The organism is Paenibacillus sp. FSL P4-0127 (assembly GCF_038007325.1).
GTDB lineage: Bacteria > Bacillota > Bacilli > Paenibacillales > Paenibacillaceae > Fontibacillus > Fontibacillus macerans.
The window spans coordinates 5,678,432-5,701,232 of record NZ_JBBOWY010000001.1; the positions used below are offsets into that span (position 1 = coordinate 5,678,432).

General features: G+C 54.1%; 31 protein-coding genes. 3 read left to right on the top strand and 28 right to left on the bottom strand.

Features of this window, described 5'->3' with window-relative positions; translation table 11 throughout:
* Nucleotides 1–22 precede the first annotated feature (22 nt).
* From lpdA to NYE74_RS25510, 12 genes are all read right to left on the bottom strand, one after another.
* On the bottom strand, nucleotides 23–1,411 hold the full coding sequence (gene lpdA, locus NYE74_RS25455; RefSeq protein ID WP_036624326.1) for a dihydrolipoyl dehydrogenase: 1,389 nt from the start codon (nucleotides 1,409–1,411) through the stop codon (nucleotides 23–25).
* A gap of 15 nt (nucleotides 1,412–1,426) precedes the next feature.
* Entirely contained in the window at nucleotides 1,427–2,773 is a 1,347-nt protein-coding gene (locus NYE74_RS25460) for a 2-oxo acid dehydrogenase subunit E2 (RefSeq protein WP_036624329.1), read from the bottom strand.
* A gap of 27 nt (nucleotides 2,774–2,800) precedes the next feature.
* Nucleotides 2,801–3,790, bottom strand: coding sequence for an alpha-ketoacid dehydrogenase subunit beta (locus tag NYE74_RS25465; RefSeq protein ID WP_036624330.1), 990 nt, complete (start codon nucleotides 3,788–3,790; stop codon nucleotides 2,801–2,803).
* On the bottom strand, nucleotides 3,787–4,899 hold the full coding sequence (locus NYE74_RS25470) for a thiamine pyrophosphate-dependent dehydrogenase E1 component subunit alpha (protein ID WP_240534165.1): 1,113 nt from the start codon (nucleotides 4,897–4,899) through the stop codon (nucleotides 3,787–3,789). Before NYE74_RS25470 ends, NYE74_RS25465 begins: the two co-directional genes overlap by 4 nt.
* A 350-nt stretch (nucleotides 4,900–5,249) precedes the next feature.
* Nucleotides 5,250–5,552, bottom strand: coding sequence for an iron-sulfur cluster assembly accessory protein (locus tag NYE74_RS25475; RefSeq protein WP_341005257.1), 303 nt, complete (start codon nucleotides 5,550–5,552; stop codon nucleotides 5,250–5,252).
* A gap of 280 nt (nucleotides 5,553–5,832) precedes the next feature.
* A complete protein-coding gene (locus NYE74_RS25480; RefSeq protein WP_036624333.1) occupies nucleotides 5,833–6,072 on the bottom strand; it encodes a hypothetical protein in 240 nt (79 codons plus the stop codon).
* A gap of 94 nt (nucleotides 6,073–6,166) precedes the next feature.
* Nucleotides 6,167–6,328 carry a hypothetical protein gene (locus tag NYE74_RS25485; protein WP_164815245.1) on the bottom strand — a complete coding sequence of 54 codons (162 nt, stop codon included), beginning with the start codon at nucleotides 6,326–6,328 and terminating at the stop codon, nucleotides 6,167–6,169.
* Nucleotides 6,329–6,366: 38 nt separating this feature from the next.
* On the bottom strand, nucleotides 6,367–6,996 hold the full coding sequence (locus NYE74_RS25490; protein ID WP_124331621.1) for a TraX family protein: 630 nt from the start codon (nucleotides 6,994–6,996) through the stop codon (nucleotides 6,367–6,369).
* 78 nt (nucleotides 6,997–7,074) lie between these two features.
* Complete coding sequence (gene racE / locus NYE74_RS25495; protein ID WP_155621068.1) at nucleotides 7,075–7,890, bottom strand: glutamate racemase; 816 nt, start codon at nucleotides 7,888–7,890, stop codon at nucleotides 7,075–7,077.
* Between the two features lie 159 nt (nucleotides 7,891–8,049).
* The gene (locus NYE74_RS25500; RefSeq protein ID WP_124331622.1) at nucleotides 8,050–8,421 is read right to left on the bottom strand and encodes a YtxH domain-containing protein; all 372 of its coding nucleotides are present in this window, start codon (nucleotides 8,419–8,421) and stop codon (nucleotides 8,050–8,052) included.
* 193 nt (nucleotides 8,422–8,614) lie between these two features.
* A complete protein-coding gene (locus NYE74_RS25505) occupies nucleotides 8,615–9,043 on the bottom strand; it encodes a DUF86 domain-containing protein (RefSeq protein ID WP_213509897.1) in 429 nt (142 codons plus the stop codon).
* A 69-nt stretch (nucleotides 9,044–9,112) separates the two neighbouring features.
* Nucleotides 9,113–9,400 (bottom strand): Dabb family protein, encoded by a 288-nt coding sequence (locus tag NYE74_RS25510; RefSeq protein ID WP_124331624.1) that lies wholly within the window; start codon nucleotides 9,398–9,400, stop codon nucleotides 9,113–9,115.
* Between the two features lie 161 nt (nucleotides 9,401–9,561).
* On the opposite strand from NYE74_RS25510, the gene NYE74_RS25515 reads away from it, so the two are divergent.
* Entirely contained in the window at nucleotides 9,562–9,879 is a 318-nt protein-coding gene (locus NYE74_RS25515) for a DUF2642 domain-containing protein (protein WP_036624339.1), read from the top strand.
* 499 nt (nucleotides 9,880–10,378) lie between these two features.
* Complete coding sequence (locus NYE74_RS25520; RefSeq protein WP_341005258.1) at nucleotides 10,379–11,422, top strand: tyrosine-type recombinase/integrase; 1,044 nt, start codon at nucleotides 10,379–10,381, stop codon at nucleotides 11,420–11,422.
* A 640-nt stretch (nucleotides 11,423–12,062) separates the two neighbouring features.
* Here the strand turns inward: NYE74_RS25520 and NYE74_RS25525 are convergent.
* The 13 genes from NYE74_RS25525 to NYE74_RS25585 all read right to left on the bottom strand — a co-directional run bounded on the left by NYE74_RS25525 (nucleotide 12,063) and on the right by NYE74_RS25585 (nucleotide 21,131).
* Nucleotides 12,063–12,518 carry a phBC6A51 family helix-turn-helix protein gene (locus NYE74_RS25525; RefSeq protein WP_341005259.1) on the bottom strand — a complete coding sequence of 152 codons (456 nt, stop codon included), beginning with the start codon at nucleotides 12,516–12,518 and terminating at the stop codon, nucleotides 12,063–12,065.
* Entirely contained in the window at nucleotides 12,493–13,098 is a 606-nt protein-coding gene (locus NYE74_RS25530) for a hypothetical protein (protein WP_341005260.1), read from the bottom strand. Before NYE74_RS25530 ends, NYE74_RS25525 begins: the two co-directional genes overlap by 26 nt.
* An 84-nt stretch (nucleotides 13,099–13,182) precedes the next feature.
* Complete coding sequence (locus NYE74_RS25535; protein WP_341005261.1) at nucleotides 13,183–14,715, bottom strand: hypothetical protein; 1,533 nt, start codon at nucleotides 14,713–14,715, stop codon at nucleotides 13,183–13,185.
* On the bottom strand, nucleotides 14,705–15,088 hold the full coding sequence (locus tag NYE74_RS25540; protein ID WP_341005262.1) for a hypothetical protein: 384 nt from the start codon (nucleotides 15,086–15,088) through the stop codon (nucleotides 14,705–14,707). Before NYE74_RS25540 ends, NYE74_RS25535 begins: the two co-directional genes overlap by 11 nt.
* A gap of 32 nt (nucleotides 15,089–15,120) precedes the next feature.
* Complete coding sequence (locus tag NYE74_RS25545) at nucleotides 15,121–15,816, bottom strand: hypothetical protein (protein WP_341005263.1); 696 nt, start codon at nucleotides 15,814–15,816, stop codon at nucleotides 15,121–15,123.
* A gap of 18 nt (nucleotides 15,817–15,834) precedes the next feature.
* Nucleotides 15,835–16,485: a hypothetical protein gene (locus NYE74_RS25550; protein ID WP_213511200.1), complete on the bottom strand. Its 651-nt coding sequence runs from the start codon at nucleotides 16,483–16,485 to the stop codon at nucleotides 15,835–15,837.
* 13 nt (nucleotides 16,486–16,498) lie between these two features.
* Nucleotides 16,499–16,984 (bottom strand): hypothetical protein, encoded by a 486-nt coding sequence (locus tag NYE74_RS25555; RefSeq protein WP_213511202.1) that lies wholly within the window; start codon nucleotides 16,982–16,984, stop codon nucleotides 16,499–16,501.
* Entirely contained in the window at nucleotides 16,981–17,310 is a 330-nt protein-coding gene (locus NYE74_RS25560; protein WP_283776266.1) for a cold-shock protein, read from the bottom strand. The genes NYE74_RS25555 and NYE74_RS25560 overlap by 4 nt, the downstream gene beginning before the upstream one ends.
* A 2-nt stretch (nucleotides 17,311–17,312) precedes the next feature.
* Entirely contained in the window at nucleotides 17,313–17,684 is a 372-nt protein-coding gene (locus NYE74_RS25565; RefSeq protein WP_213511204.1) for a hypothetical protein, read from the bottom strand.
* A gap of 285 nt (nucleotides 17,685–17,969) precedes the next feature.
* Nucleotides 17,970–18,353 carry a hypothetical protein gene (locus NYE74_RS25570; protein ID WP_213511206.1) on the bottom strand — a complete coding sequence of 128 codons (384 nt, stop codon included), beginning with the start codon at nucleotides 18,351–18,353 and terminating at the stop codon, nucleotides 17,970–17,972.
* 82 nt (nucleotides 18,354–18,435) lie between these two features.
* Nucleotides 18,436–19,389 (bottom strand): hypothetical protein, encoded by a 954-nt coding sequence (locus NYE74_RS25575; protein WP_341005264.1) that lies wholly within the window; start codon nucleotides 19,387–19,389, stop codon nucleotides 18,436–18,438.
* 463 nt (nucleotides 19,390–19,852) lie between these two features.
* The gene (locus tag NYE74_RS25580) at nucleotides 19,853–20,119 is read right to left on the bottom strand and encodes a helix-turn-helix domain-containing protein (protein ID WP_341005265.1); all 267 of its coding nucleotides are present in this window, start codon (nucleotides 20,117–20,119) and stop codon (nucleotides 19,853–19,855) included.
* Nucleotides 20,120–20,267: 148 nt separating this feature from the next.
* Nucleotides 20,268–21,131: a hypothetical protein gene (locus tag NYE74_RS25585; RefSeq protein WP_341005266.1), complete on the bottom strand. Its 864-nt coding sequence runs from the start codon at nucleotides 21,129–21,131 to the stop codon at nucleotides 20,268–20,270.
* Nucleotides 21,132–21,448: 317 nt separating this feature from the next.
* Here NYE74_RS25585 and NYE74_RS25590 point away from each other — a divergent pair, with 317 nt between their 5' ends.
* Nucleotides 21,449–21,694 carry a hypothetical protein gene (locus NYE74_RS25590; protein WP_213511214.1) on the top strand — a complete coding sequence of 82 codons (246 nt, stop codon included), beginning with the start codon at nucleotides 21,449–21,451 and terminating at the stop codon, nucleotides 21,692–21,694.
* A 58-nt stretch (nucleotides 21,695–21,752) separates the two neighbouring features.
* Here NYE74_RS25590 and NYE74_RS25595 read toward each other — a convergent pair whose 3' ends face one another.
* The 3 genes from NYE74_RS25595 to NYE74_RS25605 all read right to left on the bottom strand — a co-directional run bounded on the left by NYE74_RS25595 (nucleotide 21,753) and on the right by NYE74_RS25605 (nucleotide 22,756).
* Entirely contained in the window at nucleotides 21,753–22,058 is a 306-nt protein-coding gene (locus tag NYE74_RS25595) for a hypothetical protein (protein WP_213511216.1), read from the bottom strand.
* Between the two features lie 5 nt (nucleotides 22,059–22,063).
* Entirely contained in the window at nucleotides 22,064–22,288 is a 225-nt protein-coding gene (locus NYE74_RS25600; RefSeq protein ID WP_213511217.1) for a hypothetical protein, read from the bottom strand.
* Between the two features lie 105 nt (nucleotides 22,289–22,393).
* A complete protein-coding gene (locus NYE74_RS25605; RefSeq protein ID WP_341005267.1) occupies nucleotides 22,394–22,756 on the bottom strand; it encodes a hypothetical protein in 363 nt (120 codons plus the stop codon).
* Nucleotides 22,757–22,801: the final 45 nt, after the last annotated feature.

Consider the following 22,801-nt stretch of genomic DNA (forward strand, 5'->3'; position numbering starts at 1 on the left):
GTCCGCCGGCTTCGATTGTTTTTTATCCGTACAGGTGAATCGCCCGGTGATGGGCTGCGTGAGCCGCTTCCGGAAGCGACTCGGCCACGGTGGGATGAGCGTGGATCGTCGTGACGATTTCGTCCAGCGTCGCTTCCAGCCGGATGGCCAGCGCACCTTCCGCGATCAAATCCGTTGCCCTGGGGCCGGCGATATGAAGCCCGAGGATTTCATCCGTAGCGGCGTCGGCGACAACCTTGATTAGCCCGTTCGTTTCGCCCATAATCATCGATTTCGCGTTGACCTGCAGCGGAAATACCCCCGTTCTCACTTCATACCCCCGCTCCCTGGCCGATTTCTCCGTCATCCCTACCGAGGCCAGCTCCGGTCTCGTGTAGACGCAATACGGGATCGTGCGGAAATCGATGTCCGCAGGCGCGCCCATGATCGCTTCTGCGGCAATCATCCCCTCGGCGGAGGCGACATGCGCGAGCATGACTCCACCGGTGCAATCGCCGATCGCATAGATGTGCGCAAGGTTCGTCTGCATGCGCCGGTTAACCTTGATTCCGTTTCTGTCCGCATCGACTCCGATGCGCTCCAGCCCCAATCCGTCGGTAACCGGCCTCCGCCCGGTCGAAATCAGCACCTTGTCGGCCTCAATCGTGCGGCTGCCTGCGGACGACGCCGTACTTACGACCAATCCTCCGCCCGTTTTCTCGATACTCTCCACTCTTGTCTCTGTATGGATTTGTATTCCCTCTTTGGCAAACTGCTTCTTCAGGCAGCTTACCGCATCCTGATCCATGGCCGCGATCAGTTCGGGCAACATTTCGACGATCGTCACCCGGCACCCGAGGCTGCTGTATACGCTGGCGAATTCGCAGCCGATCACCCCGCCGCCAATGATGCACAGCCTGCCCGGCACTTCGGGCAGGGAAAGCGCCTCATCGCTGGTGATCACCCCGTCCAAATCCGCGCCCGGAATCGGAATTTGCGCCGGCTCGGAGCCGGTGGCGATAATCGCCCGGTCAAAATGCCTCGTTTGCTTGCTTCCATCCGCCGCTGTCACCTGCAGCTCATGCTCGCCGGTAAAGGTTGCGCTGCCCATCACTTTGGCGATTCTGTGCTTTTTCAGCAGAGCGTCGATGCCCCCTGCGTTCAGTTTGATCATGTGATCCTTTCTTTTTTGAAGCTGCGGCCAATTGAACGAAATGTCCCCCGCCTCCAGCCCGAGTTCTTTTCCGTCCCGTTTGAGCTGCGCGTAAAGCTCCGCCGTGTGCAGCAGCACCTTGGTCGGGATGCAGCCGACATTCAGGCAGGTCCCTCCGAGCGCTTTTCTCTCCACCAGCGTTACGTCCGCGCCAAGCTGTGCCGCCCGGATCGCCGCTACGTAGCCGCCGGGACCGCCTCCTAGCACCACGATCTTCATTTTTTCTCCCCCCGTTTATAGTAGAAGCAGTGCCGGCGTTTCGACATACTGTTTCAACTTTTGCATAAAAGCGGCCGCCACCGCGCCGTCCACCGCTCTGTGGTCGGCGGTGAGGCTCAGGTTCATCAGCGGCTTCACGGCGACTTGGCCGTTGACGGCCACCGGCGTCTCAAGGATCGCGTTAACGCCCAGAATCGCCACTTCGGGCTGATTAATGATCGGAGTAAATGATTCCATCCCGTACATCCCCAAGTTGGTAATCGTAAACGTGCCGCCCGACATATCGCTTGAAGCAAGCCCGTTATTTCTCGCTTTGCCAACCAGTGCCCGCGCTTCCTCCGCGATTTCCCGCAGGCCTTTGCGGTCGGCGTTTTTGATGACCGGTACGACCAAGCCGTCCTCCAGCCCGACGGCAACGCCGATATTGGCATAGCTTCTTAGCACCAATTCATCATTTTCTATGGAGCAGTTTAACAACGGATGTTCGATCAGCGCTTTCGCGGCGATTTTTACCAGCAGATCGGTGTAAGTTACTTTGCAGCTGTCTTTCAATTGCTCCCGGAGCAGCCCCAAATTCGTCGTATCCACCTTCAGATTGTAGGTAACCGCAGGCGAAATCTCCTGGCTTTCCCGCATTCGCTTGGCGATGACTTTCCGCATGGCGTTCATCGGCACGCGGCGCGTCATTTCTGCCGGCTCCGAACCGGCATCGCCCGGTTGGGCGTTTGCCTTGGCGAAGTGGGCCTGCACATCGGACTTCATAATTCTCCCATCTTTCTGGATGCCGGAGATATCCACGCCTAAAGCGGCAGCGGTTTTTACGGCGGCAGGCGATGCCTTCGCCTTCTTTTCGCCTGTTAAAACCGACGTAAACCGCTGAACGTCCGCTGCGGTGATCCGTCCTCCCGGACCGGTTCCCGGAATACGCGTCAGATCCGCGCCAAGTTCGGCCGCCGTTTTTTTGGCGAGCGGCGAAGCTTTGATTCTGCCTTCCACCGCCGCCGCTTCGACCGCATCAGAGAGCGGGGCGTCCCCCGCCTCCGCCCCTTCCGGCCGGTTCAGCTCGCCGGTCCCGGCTTGCGGTACGCTGCCGCCGGCTTCGGCCAACAATGCGGAAATATCCTCATCCTCCGTACCGACGATCGCGACCGGACGAAGCACTTCGACCTCGCCGTCGCGAACGAGGATTTTTCGCAGCACTCCGCTTACTTTTGCCTCGATTTCATTGGACAATTTGTCGGTCTCCACGTCGAACAGGATGTCCCCCTGCTCGATGCGGTCTCCCTCCGCTTTGCGCCAGTTGGACAGGTTTCCTTCCGTCATGGTCAGTCCCAGCTTGGGCATCACGATAATTTCGGCCATTTTCGTCCCTCCATGTTTGAGCTCGTTCTACAGGATCGCTTTGTTCAACCCCATGCTTTTGACTCCGTTGACGATGTCCGCGGCATTCGGAAGCACAACCGTTTCCAGATCGGGAGCATACGGAACCGGGGTATTCAGCGCGCCTATCCTTACCACCGGGGCATCAAGCTCATCGAACATTTCCTCGGAAATCATCGCGGAAAGCTCCCCGCCATATCCGCCCCGCTTCACTTCTTCCGTAACGACGACCGCCCGGTGGGTCTTGGCTACAGTAGCGCGGATCATATCCTTATCGAGCGGATACAGCGATCTTAAGTCGATCACCTCGGCTTCGATCCCCTCCCGCGCAAGCTGCTCCGCCGCCGTCAACGCATCGTGGACCTGCTTTCCGTAAGTGATCACCGAAACATCGCGGCCTTCCCGTTTTACTTTGGCCACTCCGAAAGGAATCGGGGCGACATGGTCCGGCACCTCGCTCTTGCGCGCATACAACGCCTTGCTCTCCAAATAACAGACCGGGTTATTGTCTTCGATCGCGGTCAGCATCAACCCCCAGGCATCCTCCGCATTGGATGGAAACACCACTTTCAGGCCGGGGATATGGGTCACCCAGGCTTCAAGCGATTGGGAATGCTGCGCGCCCGCGTTCATCCCGCCGCCCGTCGGCAGGCGCAGGACCATCGGGACGGAGATTTTGCCGCCGAACATATATCTCATCTTGGCCGCCTGATTGACCAGACTGTCCATCCCGAACGCCAGAAAGTCCATGAACATCAGCTCGGGAACAGGGCGCAGTCCCGTCGCGGCCGCCCCGACCGACGCACCGACAATGATGCCTTCGGAGATCGGGGTGTCGCGGACCCGCTTCTCGCCGAATTCCTCCCACAGCCCTTTGGTCACGCCAAACGTGCCGCCGTACGGCCCTACATCTTCTCCCAGCAGCACGACGTTCGGGTCTTCCAGCATTTTGATGCGCAGTGCTTCCCGGATTCCTTCGCCATAAGTCATTTTTTTCATCGTACGCGCGCCTCCTCGATCAAGTCAGAGTAAATATTCTCAACCGATGTCCCGATCGCCGGCACCTGGCTGCCGGAGGCAAAATCGAGCGCCTCCTGAAGTTCGGCATCCACTTCCGAGCGGATTTTTTCCAATCCTTGCGCATCGGCTATTTTTTGGTCCAGCAGGTATCGTTCCAGCTTCGGAATCGGATCTCTCTTAAGCCACTCCTCGACCTCTTCCGCCGGTCTGTATGCGGCCGGGTCCCCTTCAAAATGGCCCCGGTGACGGTAGGTTTTAAATTCCAGCAAGCTGGGGCCCAGGCCGGATCTTGCCCTTTCAACGGCCGCTTTCACATGCTCATACACCGCGAAGACATCGTTGCCGTCTGCGGTTACGGCAGGAATGTTGTACCCCGCCGCGCGCAGCGAGATATCCTTAATCGCCTGATGCCTTTCCTGGCTAACCGAGATGCCGTAAAGATTGTTTTCGCACACGAAGATAACCGGCAGCTTCCACACGCTGGCCAGATTCAGCGCCTCATGAAATGAACCGATATTCGTGGAAGCGTCTCCAAAAAAGCAAACGCTAACCTGGTCAGTCCCCCTGTACTGCGCGCTCCAGCCCGCGCCAACCGCAATATTGTGGCCTGCCCCGACGATGCCGTTCGCCCCCAGAATGCCAAGCTCCGCATCCGCAATATGCATCGAGCCGCCTTTGCCTTTGCAGTATCCGGTTTCTCTGCCGAACAGCTCCGCCATCATTAGCTTCAGATTGCCGCCTTTGGCAACGATATGCCCATGGCCGCGATGCGTGCTCGTAATGAAATCGTCGTCTCTTAAATTTGCGCAGGCCCCTACGGCTATCGCTTCCTCGCCGATATACAAGTGCACGAATCCCGGTATCTTCCCTTCGGAAAAAAACGCCCCCGCCGTTTCTTCAAACTTGCGGATCCGCTGCATTTTTGTATACATCTCTATCACAAGTTCATTCGGAATATTTAATGCCTTCCCGCTCAAAACAATCCCCTCCCGGTTCGCTTCGTTTGGACAATACCGCTTGTCATACCGGGCCCAGCCGTCCCCGGATTCACAGCCCCCCTCCCTTCCCCGGCCGCGTCTTCCCCACAAGAAAAGCTTCTGTACGACGAAAATTAAAGGGAAACAAACCGCAATTTAGCGGCAGCTTTTCTTACGCGATTATTGAACGCTTCTGCTCGGCCGAAAAATGATGCATTTTAAAATCTAACAACAAGCGGTTCACCTTTATAACAAGCAATTTCCGTGCCAACATGCCACGGCGGGCAGAAATTTTTGAGTTTTCCGCGCCAACAGGAACATTTCGCACGGCTGCCCTACCGGCGCGCAATCAACCGGGTGCAAAAAAATTCCCAAAACGGGAATCTCGAGTGCGAGAATCGTCCCATTTTGGGAATTCTAAAATGGCGAACTTAACACATAAACCGAACTGAACCGAATAATTAATGATTTCCGTGATTGCCTTTGGACGGGTTGGTGATGACGAAGCCTTCCTCCGGAAAATACAAGTAATCGATCTTCACGCCGTCAAGCAGCGGATCGGTACCTTCCACGAGCACGTCGATCTCCTTGTCCGTTTTTACGATTTGTCCCTTCTCGTCCGGTTTCACCAGATCCAGGCCATAGTGGGCGTGATCGCCATGCGAGTGGGTGATGAATACTTTAAGCACCAGGCCTTGGTTTTCTTCCTTTTCCAATTCTTTTTTTATCACTTTCGCCGCGTTGCGGGTAATTTTCACGTTCATACGATCGCTCCTATATCAAGTTAATGGGTAGACATCCAACATTCCTATTGTAAAGAAACCCAGCTAAACAAGCAAGGCTGTCTACTAAAAATTGCCCGCTGCAAACTGTCTGCTATAAATCCGCCTTGCACCATCAGTTCATCAAATCTGATCTAACAAGATACATTTCTAAACACGAAATTATTCTAACGGTTGCCACAGCACCGATAATCTCCCAGCAACACCGCCGGGAAGACTTAACCGAAAAAAGCCCCCCGGCGTACGCCGGGCGAGGCCATAGCTAAACTCCCGGATATTTCCGTTCGGCCCGGGTGACGAACCAATTCATCAACAGCATCGTCACGGCCATATCGTCGATCGGGATAAACGGCAGCACGTCCGGCAGAAACCAATACAACAGTGCCGGCGCGACCAGCAGCAGTTTGTCGGTGAACGGCACGTTCCCGGAGGTCAGGAGCGGCAGAGTACGGCGAAAAATATGGGACCAATGCCGAAGCGATAACATTTTCGTCCATCTCATATGACTTCCCCCTCCTCTTTGAATCCTTATTTCCTACTATATAGTTTATCCCAAATCGTTGATTTCAGCATCCGGAACCTTCCCGGCGCAAAATTTATAGCTCGGGTGACTTCGATAAACCGGCGGATGTCGTAACCTGCGACAGTTGCTTGGCCTTCTCCGGATTGTTTTGATTCAAGATCAAGCCAAATACGAGCGAATGAACGCGGCGGCCGTTTCCCGGCACGAACCGGCCGCCGTTTATTAACGCGGGCACGGGGGAGCCTCCTCCCCCGTGCTGTTCGGTTTTTTCCGTTATATCCTTAAAATATACACCACCACCGCCAAAACAGCCAGATGCGCCGGATAAAAAGCCCGCCATACCCAGCGCGGCAGCGTCCAGGACTCCAATCTTCTCCACAGCCCGGGCCCGTACGCAATCACCAGGGTCGGAACGATGCTGGCCAGTTGAATCACCCAGCCGTAGGCGAAAAGATAGGCCAAGTTCAGGAGCAGATGCATCACGACCATCCTGCCCTGGCCCGCATACTTGAAAATCAGCACGAGAAGCAGTCCGTAGGCGCCGTAGTCGAACGGCAGAACCTCCATAATGACGCAGGCCGCCGCGATCGTGAGAGCGGATACAATCCCCGGTTTGACCGAATCCAGCAGCCTGAGTATCAGAGAAGAGACGAATAACGTGGCGACGACGTTCAGGCCGTTGGTGTCGAAAGCGAGCTGATAGGGGATTTGCGACAAAACGGCGATGATAAACAAACGGCAAGCATATTTCCGGTAATTTGAAGTGTAGACGTGCCCCTGTACCAGCGCGTAGGCATAAAGGGGGAACGCGATTCGCCCGATGATCCGCCACAGCATTTCTCCGGGAAAAAACAGCAGCCCGACATGGTCGATCAACATTGTGATCATCGCTATGAATTGCATGGCCCACCTCTTTTCTTAGACAGTTTTGAAAAAAACCTTTGGCCGGGAGAACATCCCGCCAAAGGTTTCAAGGCATGATCAGATTGCGCTGAACACCTGCCACACGATGGGCGTCAGCTCGATCTGCTCCCCCAGCCATTGCCGGGCGATTTTGCGAAAGATCCCCGGATCGCCGCTGCAGAAAAACTGATGCACCGGAATTTCGTCCCTGTGCGCCAAGCAGCCTCTTTGATGCAAAACCGTGCTGATTTCCCTGGCCGTTTCATCCGCCGAACTGATCAGTTTGACTTTGGGACCCATGACTTGCTGAATCGGCCGTTTTAAAAAAGGATAATGAGTGCAGCCCAGAATCAGGCAATCGATCGGATGTTCCTTCATATCCCGCAGCGAGTCCTGGACGACGTACAAGGCCTCCGGATTTTCATAGAGCCCTCGCTCAACAAGGGGGACAAAGTCGGGACAAGCTTCGCTGACGATCTCGATTTGCGGGTTGAGTTCGCGGAGGGCCTTGTCGTAAGCGCCGCTGCAAATGGTGCCGATCGTGCCGATGACCCCGACTTTCCCCGTTTTGGTGGCGCTGATGGCTGCCCTGGAACCGGGATGAATCACGCCGATAACAGGAATTTTAACCTTCGCCTTAATATAATCCAGCGCAGCCGCCGTTGCCGTGTTACAGGCGATGACGATCATTTTCGGATCGAACTGAATGAGATAATCGACGATTTGCTCGGTAAACAAGCGGACTTCTTCGGGAGAACGGGGACCGTAGGGAGCTCTGGCCGTATCTCCGAAGTAAATAATTTTCTCTCTGGGAAGCTGCCGCATCACTTCCTTGCAGACGGTGAGGCCTCCCACTCCCGAGTCTAGTATAGCGATGGCTTGCTGCACGAACATACCGCATCCTTCATGTGTAGTTTACTTCTCTCCCGTTACTTTATGAAATTGGCGCACAAAGCGTACCTAAATATTAACTCAATTTAGAGGGCGGAACAAGGAATAAGCCGTGCCCCGGACATAGAAAAAGACCCGCAAATGGGGGTCCTCTTCGCTGGATTAGGATTCTTCTTTAGGCGCGGCGCCAGCCAGTAACGCGACCTTTTCCGCTTCGCCTGCGGTATCGTCCGCAAATCCCGACGCTTGTGCCGTCTGCGCTTCTTCCTCTTCCGGAACATGGCCGGCACGGCGCGCTTGAATTTCGCCGATGATTCCTTCGGCTTTGTCTTTAATTTTGCCGACCAAGGCAGCGCTCTGCTCCGTCACCTTGCCGGCGATCTCCTGCGTCTTCTCGCCGACCTGCCGGGCCCCGTCCGCGATATCCTTGCGCAGCTCGCGTCCGGGTTTCGGAGCGAACAACAGCGCGGCCACCGAACCGACGATCGTGCCGACAGCGGCCCCCCACAACCAACCTTTGTTTCCTTTGCTCACGGCTCATCTCTCCCTTGCCGGCATCTCCCTGCCCACACGGGGGCGGCGCGGAGCCGCTTTACGGACTTCCGGTCAACCATGGATCAGGGCGAATGCCTATATAGTTAATTTATATATAAGCAGCTGCGCCCAAATTGGTCACACCGGACGAGTCTCAATTTTTGCCGGCTTGTCAATGATTAGCCCGTTTGCTTCAGGAAGTAATGTCCTCACGGGTCAAATAGTCCCGTACGCTATCCGCAAAAGCGGCGAGAACGCCGGGAAGCCGGTCCGCCAGCCCGCGAACCTGCGAACGGTCCCAGGCATAATAATCCTGTACCAGCGGTTTTCGGAGGCGTACCAATTCCGTTAACACCGCATGCTGTCCGGAATCGATCACCTTCTCGTCAAAAATGATGTCCACGATGTCCTCATAGCTGCTGGCGTCGCGCATAATAAAGCCGTCGATCAAGTAGCTGCCGACGTCGGTGACGATTTCCACCGCCAAGTGCAGGGCGCGTTCCTCCGCGTAACGCTCCAGCAAAGAAGGCTGCGGCGCCTTGGCCGCCCCCCGCAACACCTTGGTCAGTTCCGGCAAAAGTTCCAGCCTGCGTTCGATTTGTTCCCGGTTTACGTAATACACGGCGATCCCTCCTTCAGCCGTAGCGACTGTTTTTGTATAGACGAACGGTTCGGTTCCCCTGTGGAGACGCTAAAATTCAAAATCGACGGCCACTTGGCTTTCCCGGACCTGGGTTATATGTTCAATTACTTTTTTATGCTCCGGATGAACCTGATATCCTTCCAGATCCTCCAGCGAATCGAAGGTGGCGATCAGCGCGATGTCATAGGAACGCTGGGAGCGGACCACGTCAATGCCGACCTCAAGCCCCCGCAGCTGTTCCACCTTGCCTTCCAATCCGCGCAGCACCGCGGCCGTACGCTCCACGCTTTGCGGCGACGCGTCTTTTAATTTAAACAAAACGATATGCTTTATCATCTTTAAACGTCTCTCCCTATGCTCAAATTCGGTATCTGTACAAAATATAACATAACCGCTATCCGCAGGAAAGACGAGCACCCGCACGCTATGAATCTATCAACATACTATATATTGTCTCTTTTGATAGAGACCATATTTGATAGAGGAGGTGACACCTAATGAGCCTTCTTCGCTTCTTTCTTAACGGCCCGCTGCGCAGACGGATTCGCAGGCTTCAGGCGCAGTTGGAACTGCTGACCGGCCGCGTCGAGCGGCTGGAGGAAAGCATCGCCGCCGCCTCTTTTCCCGATCCCGGCACGCAGCAAAAACTGTCGCAATCGGTGGGCCAAAACATTTCGATCGAAACGTCAAACTCGGCCCTGCGCGGAATTTTAATCTCCGTGCAAAGCGATTCCCTGGACCTGAGCGACGAGCTTGGGCAGCGCGTAATCGTGCCCGCCGCCAGAATTACGGCGATTCGGTTGAGAGAGAACTGATCTTTTTCACCTTTTGCTTCCGGCTAATCATTGCCGGATTTTTTTTGCGAGAATACAAAACAATTCAGGCCACTGCCCTTTGCCCCAAATTTGGTGCCGCATCGTTATCCTATCGAGCCGTCCGCGATGCTCGGCGATCTTGCCGTCCACAACGCGATATTGACAATATAACGTAACATATTGATCATCGTCCGACAAAAAACGATTCGCACAATCCAGCTCGCTTTAATTTTCATAGAATATTTTTTTTAAAAATAGCTTGACACCCAGCACTCACTTTTATATAATAAAATAGTCGCTCACGGGGCCATAGCTCAGCTGGGAGAGCGCATCGCTGGCAGCGATTCCGCTAGAATTACGTAATTTTTACGTTAATTATGCGGTGACTGTAGGCGTTGACTGTCCGTTGACATATACGGATATCTGCTATAAATTAACGGTGATATACGCGCAACAATTCGGCTTCTTTCCGTAATCTATCGGAAAGGGGCTTTTTGATTTGAGCGAAAATAAGCGTAAGGGCCGCGCGGTTAAAAACGACCGAACCTCGGACCGGTTGCGCTACTCCCTCGACTATTTGTTCGAATACTACTATCAAGCAAAAAAGTCGGAGGGGCGCGCAGCCAACACGCTTAAAACGTATGCGGAGAACTATAAGTATTTTTGCGAGTACCTGGACCTGCGCGGCATTGCGCGAGACATCCGAAATATTAACGTTGAGCTCGGGCGCGAGTATGTTATTTGGCTCCGCGACGAAAAGGTTAAGTTTAGCGACAACTGCAACGTGCCGGAGTACGTGCGCACCATCGGGTTGGAGCCAAAATCGATCAACACTCGCATTAAAAACTTAAAAACGATGTTTAAATTTTTGCACGAGGAGGGGGTTATCGATTCGAACCCTTTCGCGTACTTAAAAAACGTCCAAGACATCGGGCGCGATATTAAGGTTCTGGCCGCAGAGGAATTGAAGCGGCTGCTCGACGCGCCAAACCAACGGAAATATAGCGGTTTTCGCGATTTTGTAGTGCTAAACCTTCTTATTGACGGGATGTTGAGGGTTGACGAAGCTTTGACTCTCCGCCGCGAAGACGTAGACCTGTCGTCCTGTTGCGTGTTTCTGCGCCGAGACGTAACGAAATCACGAAAGTCGCGTATCGTCCCCATAACGAAAAGGACTGCGAAACTGCTGCAAGAGTTGATGCGCGAAACAGACGAGTTCGATAATGAGTACATCTTTTTAAGCAATTATGGGGAAAAACTCACGCCGAACCACTTCCGCCACCAAATAAAAAAATACGCGGACAAGGCCGGAATAGATAAGCGCACATACCCGCACTTGCTGCGTCACTCCGGGGCAACGCTTTACCTTGAGGAGGGCGGATCGCAGCGACATTTACAAGCCATCCTCGGGCACGCAGACGGGCGGATGACGGCTCACTATACGCACCTTTCGGATAAAAACGTGAAGAAAAACCACGAAGAATTTTCGCCCATGAACGCGGTTGTGGGGAAGTTAGAGCGTAGCAGAAAGATAAAGAGATAAACGCAAAAATGCGCAGGCTTGCGGAATAACTCCGTTGAGCCTGCGCTTATTTTATCGTACCGCCCCTCCCTTCCGCCAGTATCCCGCGTAATATTTACCATTTATTACCTCCCGAGTTCATTTTGCTATGCGTCTTGTGCGGGGTCCAGATTTGGCCGCCGGCGGAGGGGGCCTTGGGGGTCTGGCGCTTTAACGCAATGAATCGTTAAATAATCGTACTGAATACGATATACATCGTTATGCAAAGACATGTTCACAAAACACGGCTTTTATGCACATGTCTCGCCCGAGAACCCGCGCCACTACTGCGTTTGTGGATTCGTGCATAAACACGCTTTATGCATTGCATATACATTTCCAGTACAAACCGCACAACCACGCGGTTTTTCGGTGTTTCCGCTGGGAATTTATACATTGCGGTCATTCACCGTTCGTATACCGTTTATGCATACGGTATGCATAGAATATGCACCCATGACCGGCGCAAAATTACCGCCCGACCCCCGATTTTGCGAGCGGGCACGCGCCGGGAGCGCGCAGCAGGAAATCCGCACCTAGTCCGAATAAATCCGAAATAAAAACGCCTGTAATCCGCATGGTTACACGCGAACACAGGCGCAAACGTTCCGGACTCTTCCGATTATTTACCGTTAACCATCGCGTCCAGTTCCTCGATCTCCGCGCGAATCTCCTCGTCTGTCTTACGGCGCGCCTCGACCGTATCGCGCATATCCTCGACGACGGTCCGGTCGGTAAGCAACCCGTAGCGGCGCATAAACAGGTCGAGCGCTTTAACGGAAGGAATCCCGTTCGCTCCGCCACGGATCGCGCGCATGAGCTGAACGTAAACCTCCGATCGCATAGCGTCAAGGTTGCGCTCGGCCAGATAGTTCACGTATGCCGCAAAATGCTCCTGCGATTTCCACTCAAAAAGCGTACTGCGCGCGATTCCGATTTCGTCCGCTAGTTCCTGCATGGTCTTTTTCTTGCCGTCATCGCCGAGCAACTCGCCCCATTCGTTCGCGACCAAAAGCTCCGCAGCCTTCCGTTGTTGCGGCGTTAATTGCGCTTCAAGCGCTTTCCGTTGTTTGCTCATCAATATCGTCCTCCTCTAGTTTCCTCTTCGCTGCATCAACCGCAGCCCGCAGCGCGTCCGGATTGGATAATAGGTGCTCGGCTTCTTTCCGCGCGTCCATATCGTATTTGCCGTGTTGGTCAAAAAGGTCGTGGCGGAGCCCCTCGTCCTTCGTCATACACTCGATACAATAATGAACTCCGCGCATTTCCTTATTCGTATTAATTTCGTCTGATCTTCCCGCGTCAATCAGCGCGTTTATGCGCTTCATAGCCGCAAGGACTCCGTTAGCCCCGAGCGCATGAAGACTGCAGAAGAAACCGACCGAGCGATTCAGTACGCGCGCCATTTCCGCGTATTCGGCGAGTTTGTCCATATCAATCCTCGCAACTTGGCCGGCCGCAAGGATCGACGCGTATCTGACCGCAATCGCCCGAAACGGCTGCAGGCGCTCAACCAACGCGAGCGATAGCGGAATCTCTACGAAATCCTCTCGCTCTGGCGGGTCCGGCGGGAGCCCCTCCTCAATACGGATTTGGCGCAAGCGCTCCGTTAATCCCGCGACGTCGAGGCGTATTTCATCGTTGGTCATATTTCTCATTCGCAAGTCTCCTTTCGTATCAAAATGTGCGGAGCCCCAGCGCAACTATAACGCCGTGACTCCGCCATGAAACCGTTATTGCGCTTATGCGTACGCAAGTGCTTTCGCAATTTTTGCGCACATTGCGTCAACGTCCGTGTCGTTATTGATTGTTACGCCGCCGAGGTTGACTACGACTTGACGACCGCCGCCGCCGTTTCCGCCGGATTCGCGGTAAGCCTGCGCCTCGCCGCGCGTAAGGACCATTTCATCCTTGTGCAACCGAGCTGCATAGCCGTTAAACGGCACTCTATCAAGGCCGGCGGAATGGCTTTTTGCGTCACCAAAAGAGCCGCTTGTCCCCGAGTAGTTGTGGCCTCCTGGCGTCGTGCCTGTCGGCGGCTTAACGTACTTTTGAGGCTTGCCGTTCTCGTCGTAGTAGATGCCCGTTTTACTGGCGTAATAGCCTTCGCCGTAAACACTATCCCAAAATTTCGCCAGCTGACGGTCGAGAGGGTTATCGGCGTGATACAGATTGAACGACTCGACCATCCCTTTAAAAAAGGACCCAATGGCATCTTTGCCGATAGTCGCCATTAAATCAGAGATACGCGGCCCGTAGGTTTCCAGCGAGTTCAGTATAAGGTTCGTAACGGCCTCCCCGGCTGCCTTAATTTGCTCACTCCCCCCGCTGTCTAGCCACTGCTTAAGTGAGGTGTTAAACTCATCAAACACAAACTTGACCTTTCCCTCAATGGTGGGGATCTTCTGGAACTCTGGATTGCTAAAAAAGTGCGAATCCAGATAGTTCGCGGCTTTTCTGACGCTCTTTGCCGCACCGTCGAACAGTCCCGTAAAGGCCTTAACGCCGGCATCCCTAAACCGCTTAAAGTCCGCACTCTCCAACCACTTGTTAAAATCTCGCAACAAAGGCGTAATCTTTTCAAGACCGGCTGTGCCCATTTCGCGCAGCGCCTTCGCCGTCTTGGCGGTGGATTTACGCCATTCGCCCATCGCAGTAGAGGATTGCGCTTCAATAAGTTCGTTGGTTGCTCCGATTTTATTAAGGTATTTATCAAGCTCTTTTAACTGCTGATCGAGCGAGAGATTTTTGATGTCGTTCATTACTTTACGCGGCAATTCGAAACGCTCGACGAGTGACACGGCATCGCCGGAGAAGAACTCTTTTAATGCGTAGGCCGCGCCTTCAAGCCCTTGTTCCGGATCAATCGCCCCGAGCCGCTCGGCCAGGTTAACCATCTTTTCGAGTTGCGAATTGTCCTTCGAGGTCGGTATGAACGATTTGCCCGCCGTTAGAAACTCGTCCATCGAAAACTGCGAAACGGCAGCGCGCTCCTCAACGAAATCGAGGTATTTCTGCGCGTTTTTTGAATATTCATCGCTGAACATCGCTTTTACGGTAACTTCCCGCATCTCGTAGTTTGCTGCTGCGCCTATCGTTTTGTCGAATAGACTCACCGCAGCCTTAGCGGAGAGGAAGGCCGCAGCAATACCGCCTACTGCAGCGGTTGCGGACGCAGCTTTGGCCCCAAGTGCGCCAAATGAGCCCATCGCCTTACGGAGCGGTCTGGATGCCTCGTCTAACAAGCGCAATTTTGCGACTATATCAATTGCCAACGTCCACCACCGCCTCGGTGATTAGGCGCGAAGTTAACTTCTTCCCCGCGCTCACCAGCGTTTTAGTAGCCTGATCCAGAGCCGCCACTTTGCGCCGTACCCGCCGCACGTCACCGCTTGCAGCCGCCTCGTCTACCTCTCTTAAATAGCGCGTGACATCCGCCATTGATCGGCCGAGGGCCCGCACATCTTTAACGCCGGATCGCCGGAAGATAGTGACGATCTCCGTCCAAGCCGCGTATTCTGCTAGAAAATCGGCCGCAAAATGATACTGGCCCGGCCGTCGATACAATACGATTTGCTCAAGTAACCGCAGGATCGGAACGGCGCGCTCGGCTGCTGTAATTTTTGCGTCTGTGATCTTGATATTCATGACCCCCTTTATAATGAAAGAAGCCGGCGCAATTACGCACCAGCCTCATCTAAAAGCGTCTCATAGTCGTAAAGGATGTTTTGGTACTGGTCCCCAAGCGCAGACGTCAGCCCAAGCGTAATCATCGAGTTAACCGGCGGCATGTTGCGCAACCTCTCGACAGTTTCCAAAGCTTCGCGGGCCTGGGCGCGGCTGTCCGTTTCGGCGATCCTCCTCAAACCGTCGTATGCTGCACGCACGAGCATCCCATCGGTAACGTGGCCGTTAAGTGCCGGTCCAATGGCAGCAAGGTCGTCGAGGATTAACCGCGCCAGATACGGGTCGTCCGTCTCTCGCATAAGATCGAGCATTTTGCCGGCGGAACTGCGGTCGCTGAATACGAACAACTCCGTTTTAAGTGTGTCGTACCGCTCTGTAAAATCGCGAATGACCTCGTCGGCCGGTTTGGCGGCGGTTTGGTCGATGGCGGCCCGGGCGCTTTTTTCGGCGGCGTCCAGTTCTTTACCAACCTCGCTTTTAGCTGCCTGGATAATCTTCGCGACCTCGACCGCACCCTGTTTCCGGATTTCATTTTGCTTTTGGATAATCCCGGTATTTGACAGCGACTTGTCTTTATAGACCTCCCCGGCTTCTTTTTTAACCCGTTGGAAGATTACCCCGGCGGCCTGCAACGATGAATCACCGTAAATCAAGGCTTTTGCGTTTTGGATGTGCTGTTGATATGACATTAATTGGACCTCTCCTTGTTATTCGATTTCGCGACCCTCGGCGACGCTGGTGTGCAATATTTTACCGTGGCGTAATGCGCGGTTGACCTCGGTTTCGGACACGCCGTGAACCTGTCGAGCCCCCCCACGCCAATGAACCGCAAGCTCTGCAAAATAGGGCCGTCCTATTTGCTCGGCGCGTACCGGGTTTGTTTCGTCTGCCGCAGTACGGTAAATGTCGTATGCCTCGCGCTCCAACGCGTGTAGACCGACCAACGCACTAAGGTACGCGTATTTAGCGTCCTCAACCGCTTTGAGCCTCGCGTCGTAATGCTCCTTATGGTAGCTGACGGCCTCCTCCCGGCCGGCCTGAATCGCCGCGTCTGCTAGTTCCGCTAACCGCCGACTCTCTCCGCTAAAAGCGCGGCTTTTCCGGTCTTCTGCGGCTCTTTTGTCCATACTAAGCTCCGCCAGTCTGCGTTGCAGCTCCGTTTCGCGAGCGATATTCGCCGACGTAGGCTCTTCAAGTGCGGCGTCTGATGCAGCGGCAAGTCCCGCCTGAACCTTCGCGATTTCGGCGGCGAGTTCGTCTGCGCGCTGTTGGTGCGCCTCTTTTAGCGCGGCGCCCTTTGCCTGCAACGCTTTATATGCGTCGATTGCCTCTTGTACTCTTTTGGGGATTTTAACCATTTACTTAGCTCCTTTACTTGATAATCCGGCCCGCGCCTGTAATGATGTCAAAAAGCAGCCGCCACTTCCCGCGAACAGTCCGTGCTCCCTCAAGCGCAGCGATACAGTCGTCAAAGGCTGCGGCCTCTTCTGGCGACAACTCTTCGTTATCCTTCTTCATCGCAGCAAGCTCGCACTTGTTAAACCGTTTCATGATGCGCTTTGTTGTTCGGCACAACGCTGGATAAAGCGGCGGATTAATGTCCAACAACTCAAACGCGACGTCTACAATGTTTTCGTCGAGCATAACGGTTAAGTCAACGACGCCCTCCGCACTCTTGGCCGCCGCACGTAACGCCCGCTGCAGCGCAACATGTCCGCAAAACGATTCGTCGAACTTGCGTTTGCCGACCGTCAAATACGTACCCTGCGCGACTACTGATTTATAGTCGGCCAGAACATACGTGTACGCGATCCGGTGGTCATCGGAGGCCGCCGCGAGGTATAACGTATATTTCACGCTAGCCGAACCTCCTTCGCGCACAGACGGCCGCACTTATCCTCTCCGACATCAAACGTTACGCGATCCCCCCGCATCAGGCGCGCCCCATTCGCGGCCGAAACGTGAAAAAATACGTCATCCGCGCCGTAAAGCGAGATGAAGCCGAACCCCTTCTCTGCGTTAATGTGCTTGATCCGGCCTTGCTTACGGCTGGACTCCGCTTTCTTGCGTCTTTGCCTCGGCGGTGCAACTGGTGATTTAGCGATGCTCGGGCCGATCCGCGAATAAACCTCCTCCATACCCTCACCCAGCCCCTGCCACGTTTTTACTGCTGAATACAACATTGTCATTCCTCCGATTCTTCTTTGTCTTCTTCCGGTTCCTCCGGCGCTGGCTCCGCCCATTGCAGGCGCGGCCCCTTAACGTCACCAAAGCGCGGATGCCAAACCAGTTCGCCTTTAAATCCACCGCCCGGCGTCGCTGTGTATTCGACGCGGCCTCGCACGTTGCAGTCAATAATCACCTTTTCAGCGTCCAGGCTGCAGCCGATTACACGGAGCAAGTGGCGCGCGTGCTCGTCAGCGATTTGCTTGAGCGGGTATGGTTCGTAACCGCAAAATCTGCGATCGAGTACCGCGCCGGACCCGTCTACGATTGTTACGTGAACTCGCGTTTTGTCCCGGTCCGCAAAAACTTGCTGATAAACGGTGATGGTCATTCCGCGTCATCCCCTTTTGCAAACTTGAGTATCCAAGTAACGGCAGCGAACCGACTCGGCCCCACGATAAACCTTGCAACGGACGTCCGCCTTGTTCATCGCTTTGAATAAAACGCACGTACAATCTCCGCAAAAATAAGGACAGTGACGCTTTGCATCCTCTCGTTTCTCATCCAATGTCCGGCCTCCTTCCGTCGATTTCTCGCTAATTTAACCACGCCAAAAAGCCCGGCAAGGTGGTCCACCTCCGAGCGATAGGAGCGCTTATTTCGCGCATTATTTACGTTATTTGCCGGCACCGTTACGGACGAACGTTTCGCTAGTAATCTCGTACGCCTCCGGCCAAACGCCCGCAGCGATGGCGGCCCTCAACGTAAACAGAACGATCCCGCGAATTTGTGCCTTGCTCACGCCCCAGGTCGCGGCCGGCGAGAACCGACGGCAAACCATGACGGACAGGCGCTCGACCAACGCGTAAAACTTCGATTCCTCCATTTTTGCGAGGTGCTGCGGCGCGTTTGCGTTGGCTTCGACAAAAAAGATAACGTCCCACATGGCGTCGTAGTCGCCCGGGTTCGTGAGGACAAACGGCTCGATCTTGAGCGGGCGCTTGTCTTCCGCATACATTACGATTGTGACGTGCTCGTCCTGGCTTATGGTAACAGCCATGTATTTCATCCATTCAGCGGCCTAGCAGTTTTGCCGTGGATTTTTCCTGCGTGTTGCCCGAGGATTTGCCGCCTCGTACGGCTTAATTAAAAAGCACCGCGAGCGCTCTACATGCCTGCAATCCCTCATAGTTGCCCGCGAAAATGATGCGCGGATTAACGACGATACGACGCTTACGGCTGTTGTGAATATCCTCAACAAAAGCGAATACCGGCTGCTCGTTTATTTCAATCGCCCGTAAAGCCCCCTTAAATTTGGTCGCGTTCTGATAGCCAAGAAGCAGCGCCAATTTGTCCAGCGTGATCGGTTTTATATCTTCGTCGTGCTTTTCAAGTGGATTGTAACAAACGATATTCATATTCCGGTGCACAAACGGAATCACCGAATACACTATGCCTAGCTGGCGAACCGATCGCCCCTTGCCGTATTTTTCATATAGGCTGCGCACCGTATCGCGGTAAACCCGAATGCGGTCGGCGTATTCACCTTTCGCAATTTTGCCGCGTTGGAAAACGTCCGGGCTCATGTAGATAGCGCCGTCTTCCGGAACTTTGATAATTGACGCGGCGAGCAGCTTCGAGAAAAACTCGTCAAATTTCGTCCGATGCAGGCCGATTAGCTCCGACATGGATTCGCGCGTTATCGGTCGGCCGTTAGGATGACGCAAAACTCCCTCGTAATCCGTATAGGTTCCGATGAACATGAGGCGCGCGAGGTCCGATTGAGTTAAGCCGTATTCCGCCCACTGCGCTTCCATCGTTACGCTCGACTTAAACAGGCCCCATACGTAGCCGCCATTTTCCGCCGAAAACTCGCCGATCGCCGAGCGGTTCCGTGCATAACGCTGCGCACTCTCCGCCTTAACCGGTAAAATCTCGAACCGGTGCGACATATCGACGCCGTCGGGCGAGATAACGCGGCCGTTACGGATTGATCCCCCGTTTAAAGTTGCGTTGATACGGCGGCCGTGGCGCTTTTCGATGCGGCGTGCGATCTGTTTTTCGAGGCGACGGTCGCGCCGCGCTTGTTCGCTCATAAGATACCTCCCTTTCGGGTCAGATTCGCAATATTTCATAGCCCTTTCAGGTCAAACATAAAACGACGAAAACCCCCGCCAAATAAAGCATCGCAGCATTTTGCTGGTTGTCTTGTGCTTATTATCTATTCTTTAATTTCTATTTCTTCGACGCGCACAGAATCTATTACGCCACCATGAGTTACTTCGGTGATTTCGCATCATGAATATTGTGGGACGAATCAAAGACGTGTCGCCGTCGCCTGTCGGCTCCGTCGGCCTTGTTGCTTACGCACCTGCGGCACCATATCCATTTCAACCGCGATTAAATTATCTATAAACTTCTGACGCGGCAGAAGATATGATGATTCCACAAGGCCCGGTTTTGGCCGCAGTGGTGAGGAGCGCAGCGACTCAAGCCTGTTCACGCTCGTTCATTGTGAACGTACGGGAACATACGCAATAGCCCGGCTTTTGCAGCGTCTTACCGCGCAAGTACAACGAGCTTCCGCCGCGCAAGTTCTTTCGCGGTATCTGCCGCATCGTACGCCGCAATGAGGGACGCAAGCCTTTCCGGCGTAAGGCCGATTTCGCGAATCAACAACGCAATTTGTTCGCCTCTTAGTGGGCGGCTTCCCTTTTCGATGTAATGCAGATGCGGGCCGGATACGTTCATGAGCGCGCCCATTTCGTCCAACGTCAATCCAAGTGCTTTCCGGATTTTGTGCAGCCCTTTGTGATCGATCCCCACTATCGTCTTCTCCTTTCGTGTTAATAAATTTTCTTACTATATGAACAAATAAAAAGAACCGCTCCCGTACCGCCGAGCATCCGGCGCGGTTGCGATTTTGCTTTAAATAGTACGTTCGTTATTTTTCTCGTAACATTTAATTAATACGTCAATGTTTAGCAGTTCTAATACCACGCAAGGCCCGGCTCAAGCTCGCCTCATGCATACCGAGACGCCCCGCAATATGGCGGTTCTTTATTCGATAGCCGCCGCGCAGGTCAACGGCGTATTCTTCCGTCCGTCCTCCCGCGAAATCCTCCTCTATGATCGCGCAAATCCGGCCAACGAGCGCCCGCTGCCTGCTCGACAAGTGGTTCATACCGGGATTAGCCCGGCCAAATAACGCGTAGAGCGGTCCGTAGTACCTCGGCGTCACGTATCGCGTTTCCCCGCCCCTTCTGACGCGGCGCATCCCGTCAAACTGATTTCGGTAATAGGCCGTCTTTGTGGCGCGATTGATGTAGCGGACGACCTCCCGCTCGGATCGGCAAGTGTCGACGCGGTTGAGTGCGTATTCTAGTGCCGCCTGCAACGCCGGCCAGTTCTCATTGACGACTTCCTCCGTCAGTAACTGCCACAGCGTAGGCCGCACGCCAATAATCCGCTCATAGGCCCGGCGCAACTCGTAGAACGTCGGAAGGTAGCCCGCGAGGTACTTCTCGTGTTTCGGGAAGTTTTCGACGGTTAATTTAATGCCGGTCCATTCTTCGATTGTAATCGCGAACTCCGAAAAGATGTACTCCGGCGTGTCCCGGCGCGTATGTAATCCGTGTTCCGCGAGTGTGTATTTGATTGTCGCCAGGCGGCCTCCGATGAGCCGCAAGCACCGAAACGCCACGTACATTTCCGGTTTCCCGAACGCCATGCCGGCCGGAGAACGAAGATAATCGTAGCTCATTGCTTCGCGTATCATACCAAAAATGCCCCGGTCCCCGGCCTCCTGGAACTTTTTGATCGCGTCGATAAAATTCAAGGCGATCCCCCCTCACTTTTAATTTAATACCGAGTCCCTGTTTTGTTAACGTCGGTATAAAAAATTTTTGAAACCACGCGAACGCACATTCGTATTATACCATATAAAACGCAAGCAAGCGGTGCCCGAACCGGATTGAACCGGCCGCCCGCTTGCGCAGCTTATATCGAAAACGCGGTGTTACCACCGAAATTAGCGTTGCCGGCCGGAACTGTTGGCGCAGAACCGACCGGAGAGGTACGGAACGAGATTCCGCCCCTTTTTGCCGAGCATTTGGCGCTACTCGGCTCTCTAAGTTGAACTTGGGTCGTCGCAAATTGCGACAAACGTCCCGCATGGCGTTGTATCACGCGTTTGGCTTCGCGGACACTACGGGCCTGAAACAATGGCCTGGCTGGGCCTTTACACTGTATATCCCCTCCGCTCATCAGCCGTTGGCGCGGCTGGCATCATCGGAGAGCGGTGGTTCGTTCGGCCAGGATTTGCCGCGTTACTGCTGCCTTGTACGCCATCAAGCGCTTGAAGCGGAGGGCCGGCGGCCTCTTGGCGGAGCGACCGCGTAGGAAGTCGAAACGCAACGCCCCGTACTGGTTCGCCTTTCGCGTGAAATAGGCGATGCGGTCAATAGCTGATTTTTGCATGTGCAAGCACCTCCAATAATTCGAGCGCGGACATGGCGGCGATTTCCTGGATCGTTAGTTTTTGCGGTAGATTGGCGTCAAACAATACGCTACCGGGATCGCTGACCGTCCGCAGCCCGCTCTCCGTTTCAATGACTCTCTCAACAACGAGATACGTGCCTGTGCCGGATCGATCCACGTAGACCGCGATATTTCCGTTTAATCTAATCCCGTCGTGGACAAGCACAAACGGTTCGCCAAAAACGTCGAGGTCTTCGCAAATCTCCGTGATTTTTACGAGGTTCACTCTAATCATCCCTCCAATGCCGCGATTAATATGTCTAGCTCGTTGTCGGCGGTGTAGATTTTATGGAGCGCCTTTAAACTAATTGGACTTTCCAGGCAAAGGCCGTCAGGGTCCGGCCCACTCTCCGACAACCGCGAAATAACCGCACACTCGGCCTCAAGATCGATCAATACTGCCAGGTCATCCCTAATCAAAAAAGCGTCGCATCCGTCAATTTTAATTTTCCGCATAGTTACGTCCTCCTTAAATTTGAAATAATAACCGTAATTCAATCCAATTCCCGCCTCGTGTACGGACGTATAGCCGCCTGTTGATAACTTTACCGACGCGGAACCTCATAGGCCCACGTCCTCTATCGTGAGTGTGACGTTCAAGGTTCGGCGAATCTCTTCGGATTTCTCCACACGCTTTCGGTAGTCTTCGCGCAGCGCATCAGTATGGTCGTTCAGGAACCGATGGAGCGGGGACATGCGTGCAACTTCGTCTTTGACAACGCGCCGCTGGCGGAGCACTTCTTGCAGACAAACGGCAGCCGCGTACCCCGAATCACTATCGAGGTCGTGCGCTTCAATGTCGTGGTAAATGGCAGTGACTTGACGGTCAAGTTCGGACTGTTTGCGGCTCAAGATCGAGAATGCCGAGTTTACTTCTTCCTGGAGAGTGAGCAGCGCGTCGAAATAAGTCTTGGAGTTGGACATTTTTGAAACCTCCTATACTTATATACGTATATTCGTTTATCTGAA

Excerpts from the sequence above, each read along its gene's own strand:
- NYE74_RS25545 (WP_341005263.1), bottom strand. The coding sequence starts at position 15,816 with ATGTCATATCAACAGCACATCCAAAACGCAAAAGCCTTGATTTACGGT.
- racE (WP_155621068.1), bottom strand. The coding sequence starts at position 7,890 with ATGTTCGTGCAGCAAGCCATCGCTATACTAGACTCGGGAGTGGGAGGC.
- NYE74_RS25605 (WP_341005267.1), bottom strand. The coding sequence starts at position 22,756 with ATGTCCAACTCCAAGACTTATTTCGACGCGCTGCTCACTCTCCAGGAA.
- NYE74_RS25465 (WP_036624330.1), bottom strand. The coding sequence starts at position 3,790 with ATGAAAAAAATGACTTATGGCGAAGGAATCCGGGAAGCACTGCGCATC.
- NYE74_RS25550 (WP_213511200.1), bottom strand. The coding sequence starts at position 16,485 with ATGGTTAAAATCCCCAAAAGAGTACAAGAGGCAATCGACGCATATAAA.
- NYE74_RS25560 (WP_283776266.1), bottom strand. The coding sequence starts at position 17,310 with ATGTTGTATTCAGCAGTAAAAACGTGGCAGGGGCTGGGTGAGGGTATG.
- NYE74_RS25525 (WP_341005259.1), bottom strand. The coding sequence starts at position 12,518 with ATGAGCAAACAACGGAAAGCGCTTGAAGCGCAATTAACGCCGCAACAA.
- NYE74_RS25490 (WP_124331621.1), bottom strand. The coding sequence starts at position 6,996 with ATGCAATTCATAGCGATGATCACAATGTTGATCGACCATGTCGGGCTG.
- NYE74_RS25575 (WP_341005264.1), bottom strand. The coding sequence starts at position 19,389 with ATGAGCGAACAAGCGCGGCGCGACCGTCGCCTCGAAAAACAGATCGCA.
- NYE74_RS25570 (WP_213511206.1), bottom strand. The coding sequence starts at position 18,353 with ATGGCTGTTACCATAAGCCAGGACGAGCACGTCACAATCGTAATGTAT.
- NYE74_RS25530 (WP_341005260.1), bottom strand. The coding sequence starts at position 13,098 with ATGAGAAATATGACCAACGATGAAATACGCCTCGACGTCGCGGGATTA.
- NYE74_RS25540 (WP_341005262.1), bottom strand. The coding sequence starts at position 15,088 with ATGAATATCAAGATCACAGACGCAAAAATTACAGCAGCCGAGCGCGCC.
- NYE74_RS25515 (WP_036624339.1), top strand. The coding sequence starts at position 9,562 with ATGAGCCTTCTTCGCTTCTTTCTTAACGGCCCGCTGCGCAGACGGATT.
- lpdA (WP_036624326.1), bottom strand. The coding sequence starts at position 1,411 with ATGAAGATCGTGGTGCTAGGAGGCGGTCCCGGCGGCTACGTAGCGGCG.
- NYE74_RS25460 (WP_036624329.1), bottom strand. The coding sequence starts at position 2,773 with ATGGCCGAAATTATCGTGATGCCCAAGCTGGGACTGACCATGACGGAA.
- NYE74_RS25600 (WP_213511217.1), bottom strand. The coding sequence starts at position 22,288 with ATGCGGAAAATTAAAATTGACGGATGCGACGCTTTTTTGATTAGGGAT.
- NYE74_RS25510 (WP_124331624.1), bottom strand. The coding sequence starts at position 9,400 with ATGATAAAGCATATCGTTTTGTTTAAATTAAAAGACGCGTCGCCGCAA.
- NYE74_RS25565 (WP_213511204.1), bottom strand. The coding sequence starts at position 17,684 with ATGACCATCACCGTTTATCAGCAAGTTTTTGCGGACCGGGACAAAACG.
- NYE74_RS25480 (WP_036624333.1), bottom strand. The coding sequence starts at position 6,072 with ATGAGATGGACGAAAATGTTATCGCTTCGGCATTGGTCCCATATTTTT.
- NYE74_RS25475 (WP_341005257.1), bottom strand. The coding sequence starts at position 5,552 with ATGAACGTGAAAATTACCCGCAACGCGGCGAAAGTGATAAAAAAAGAA.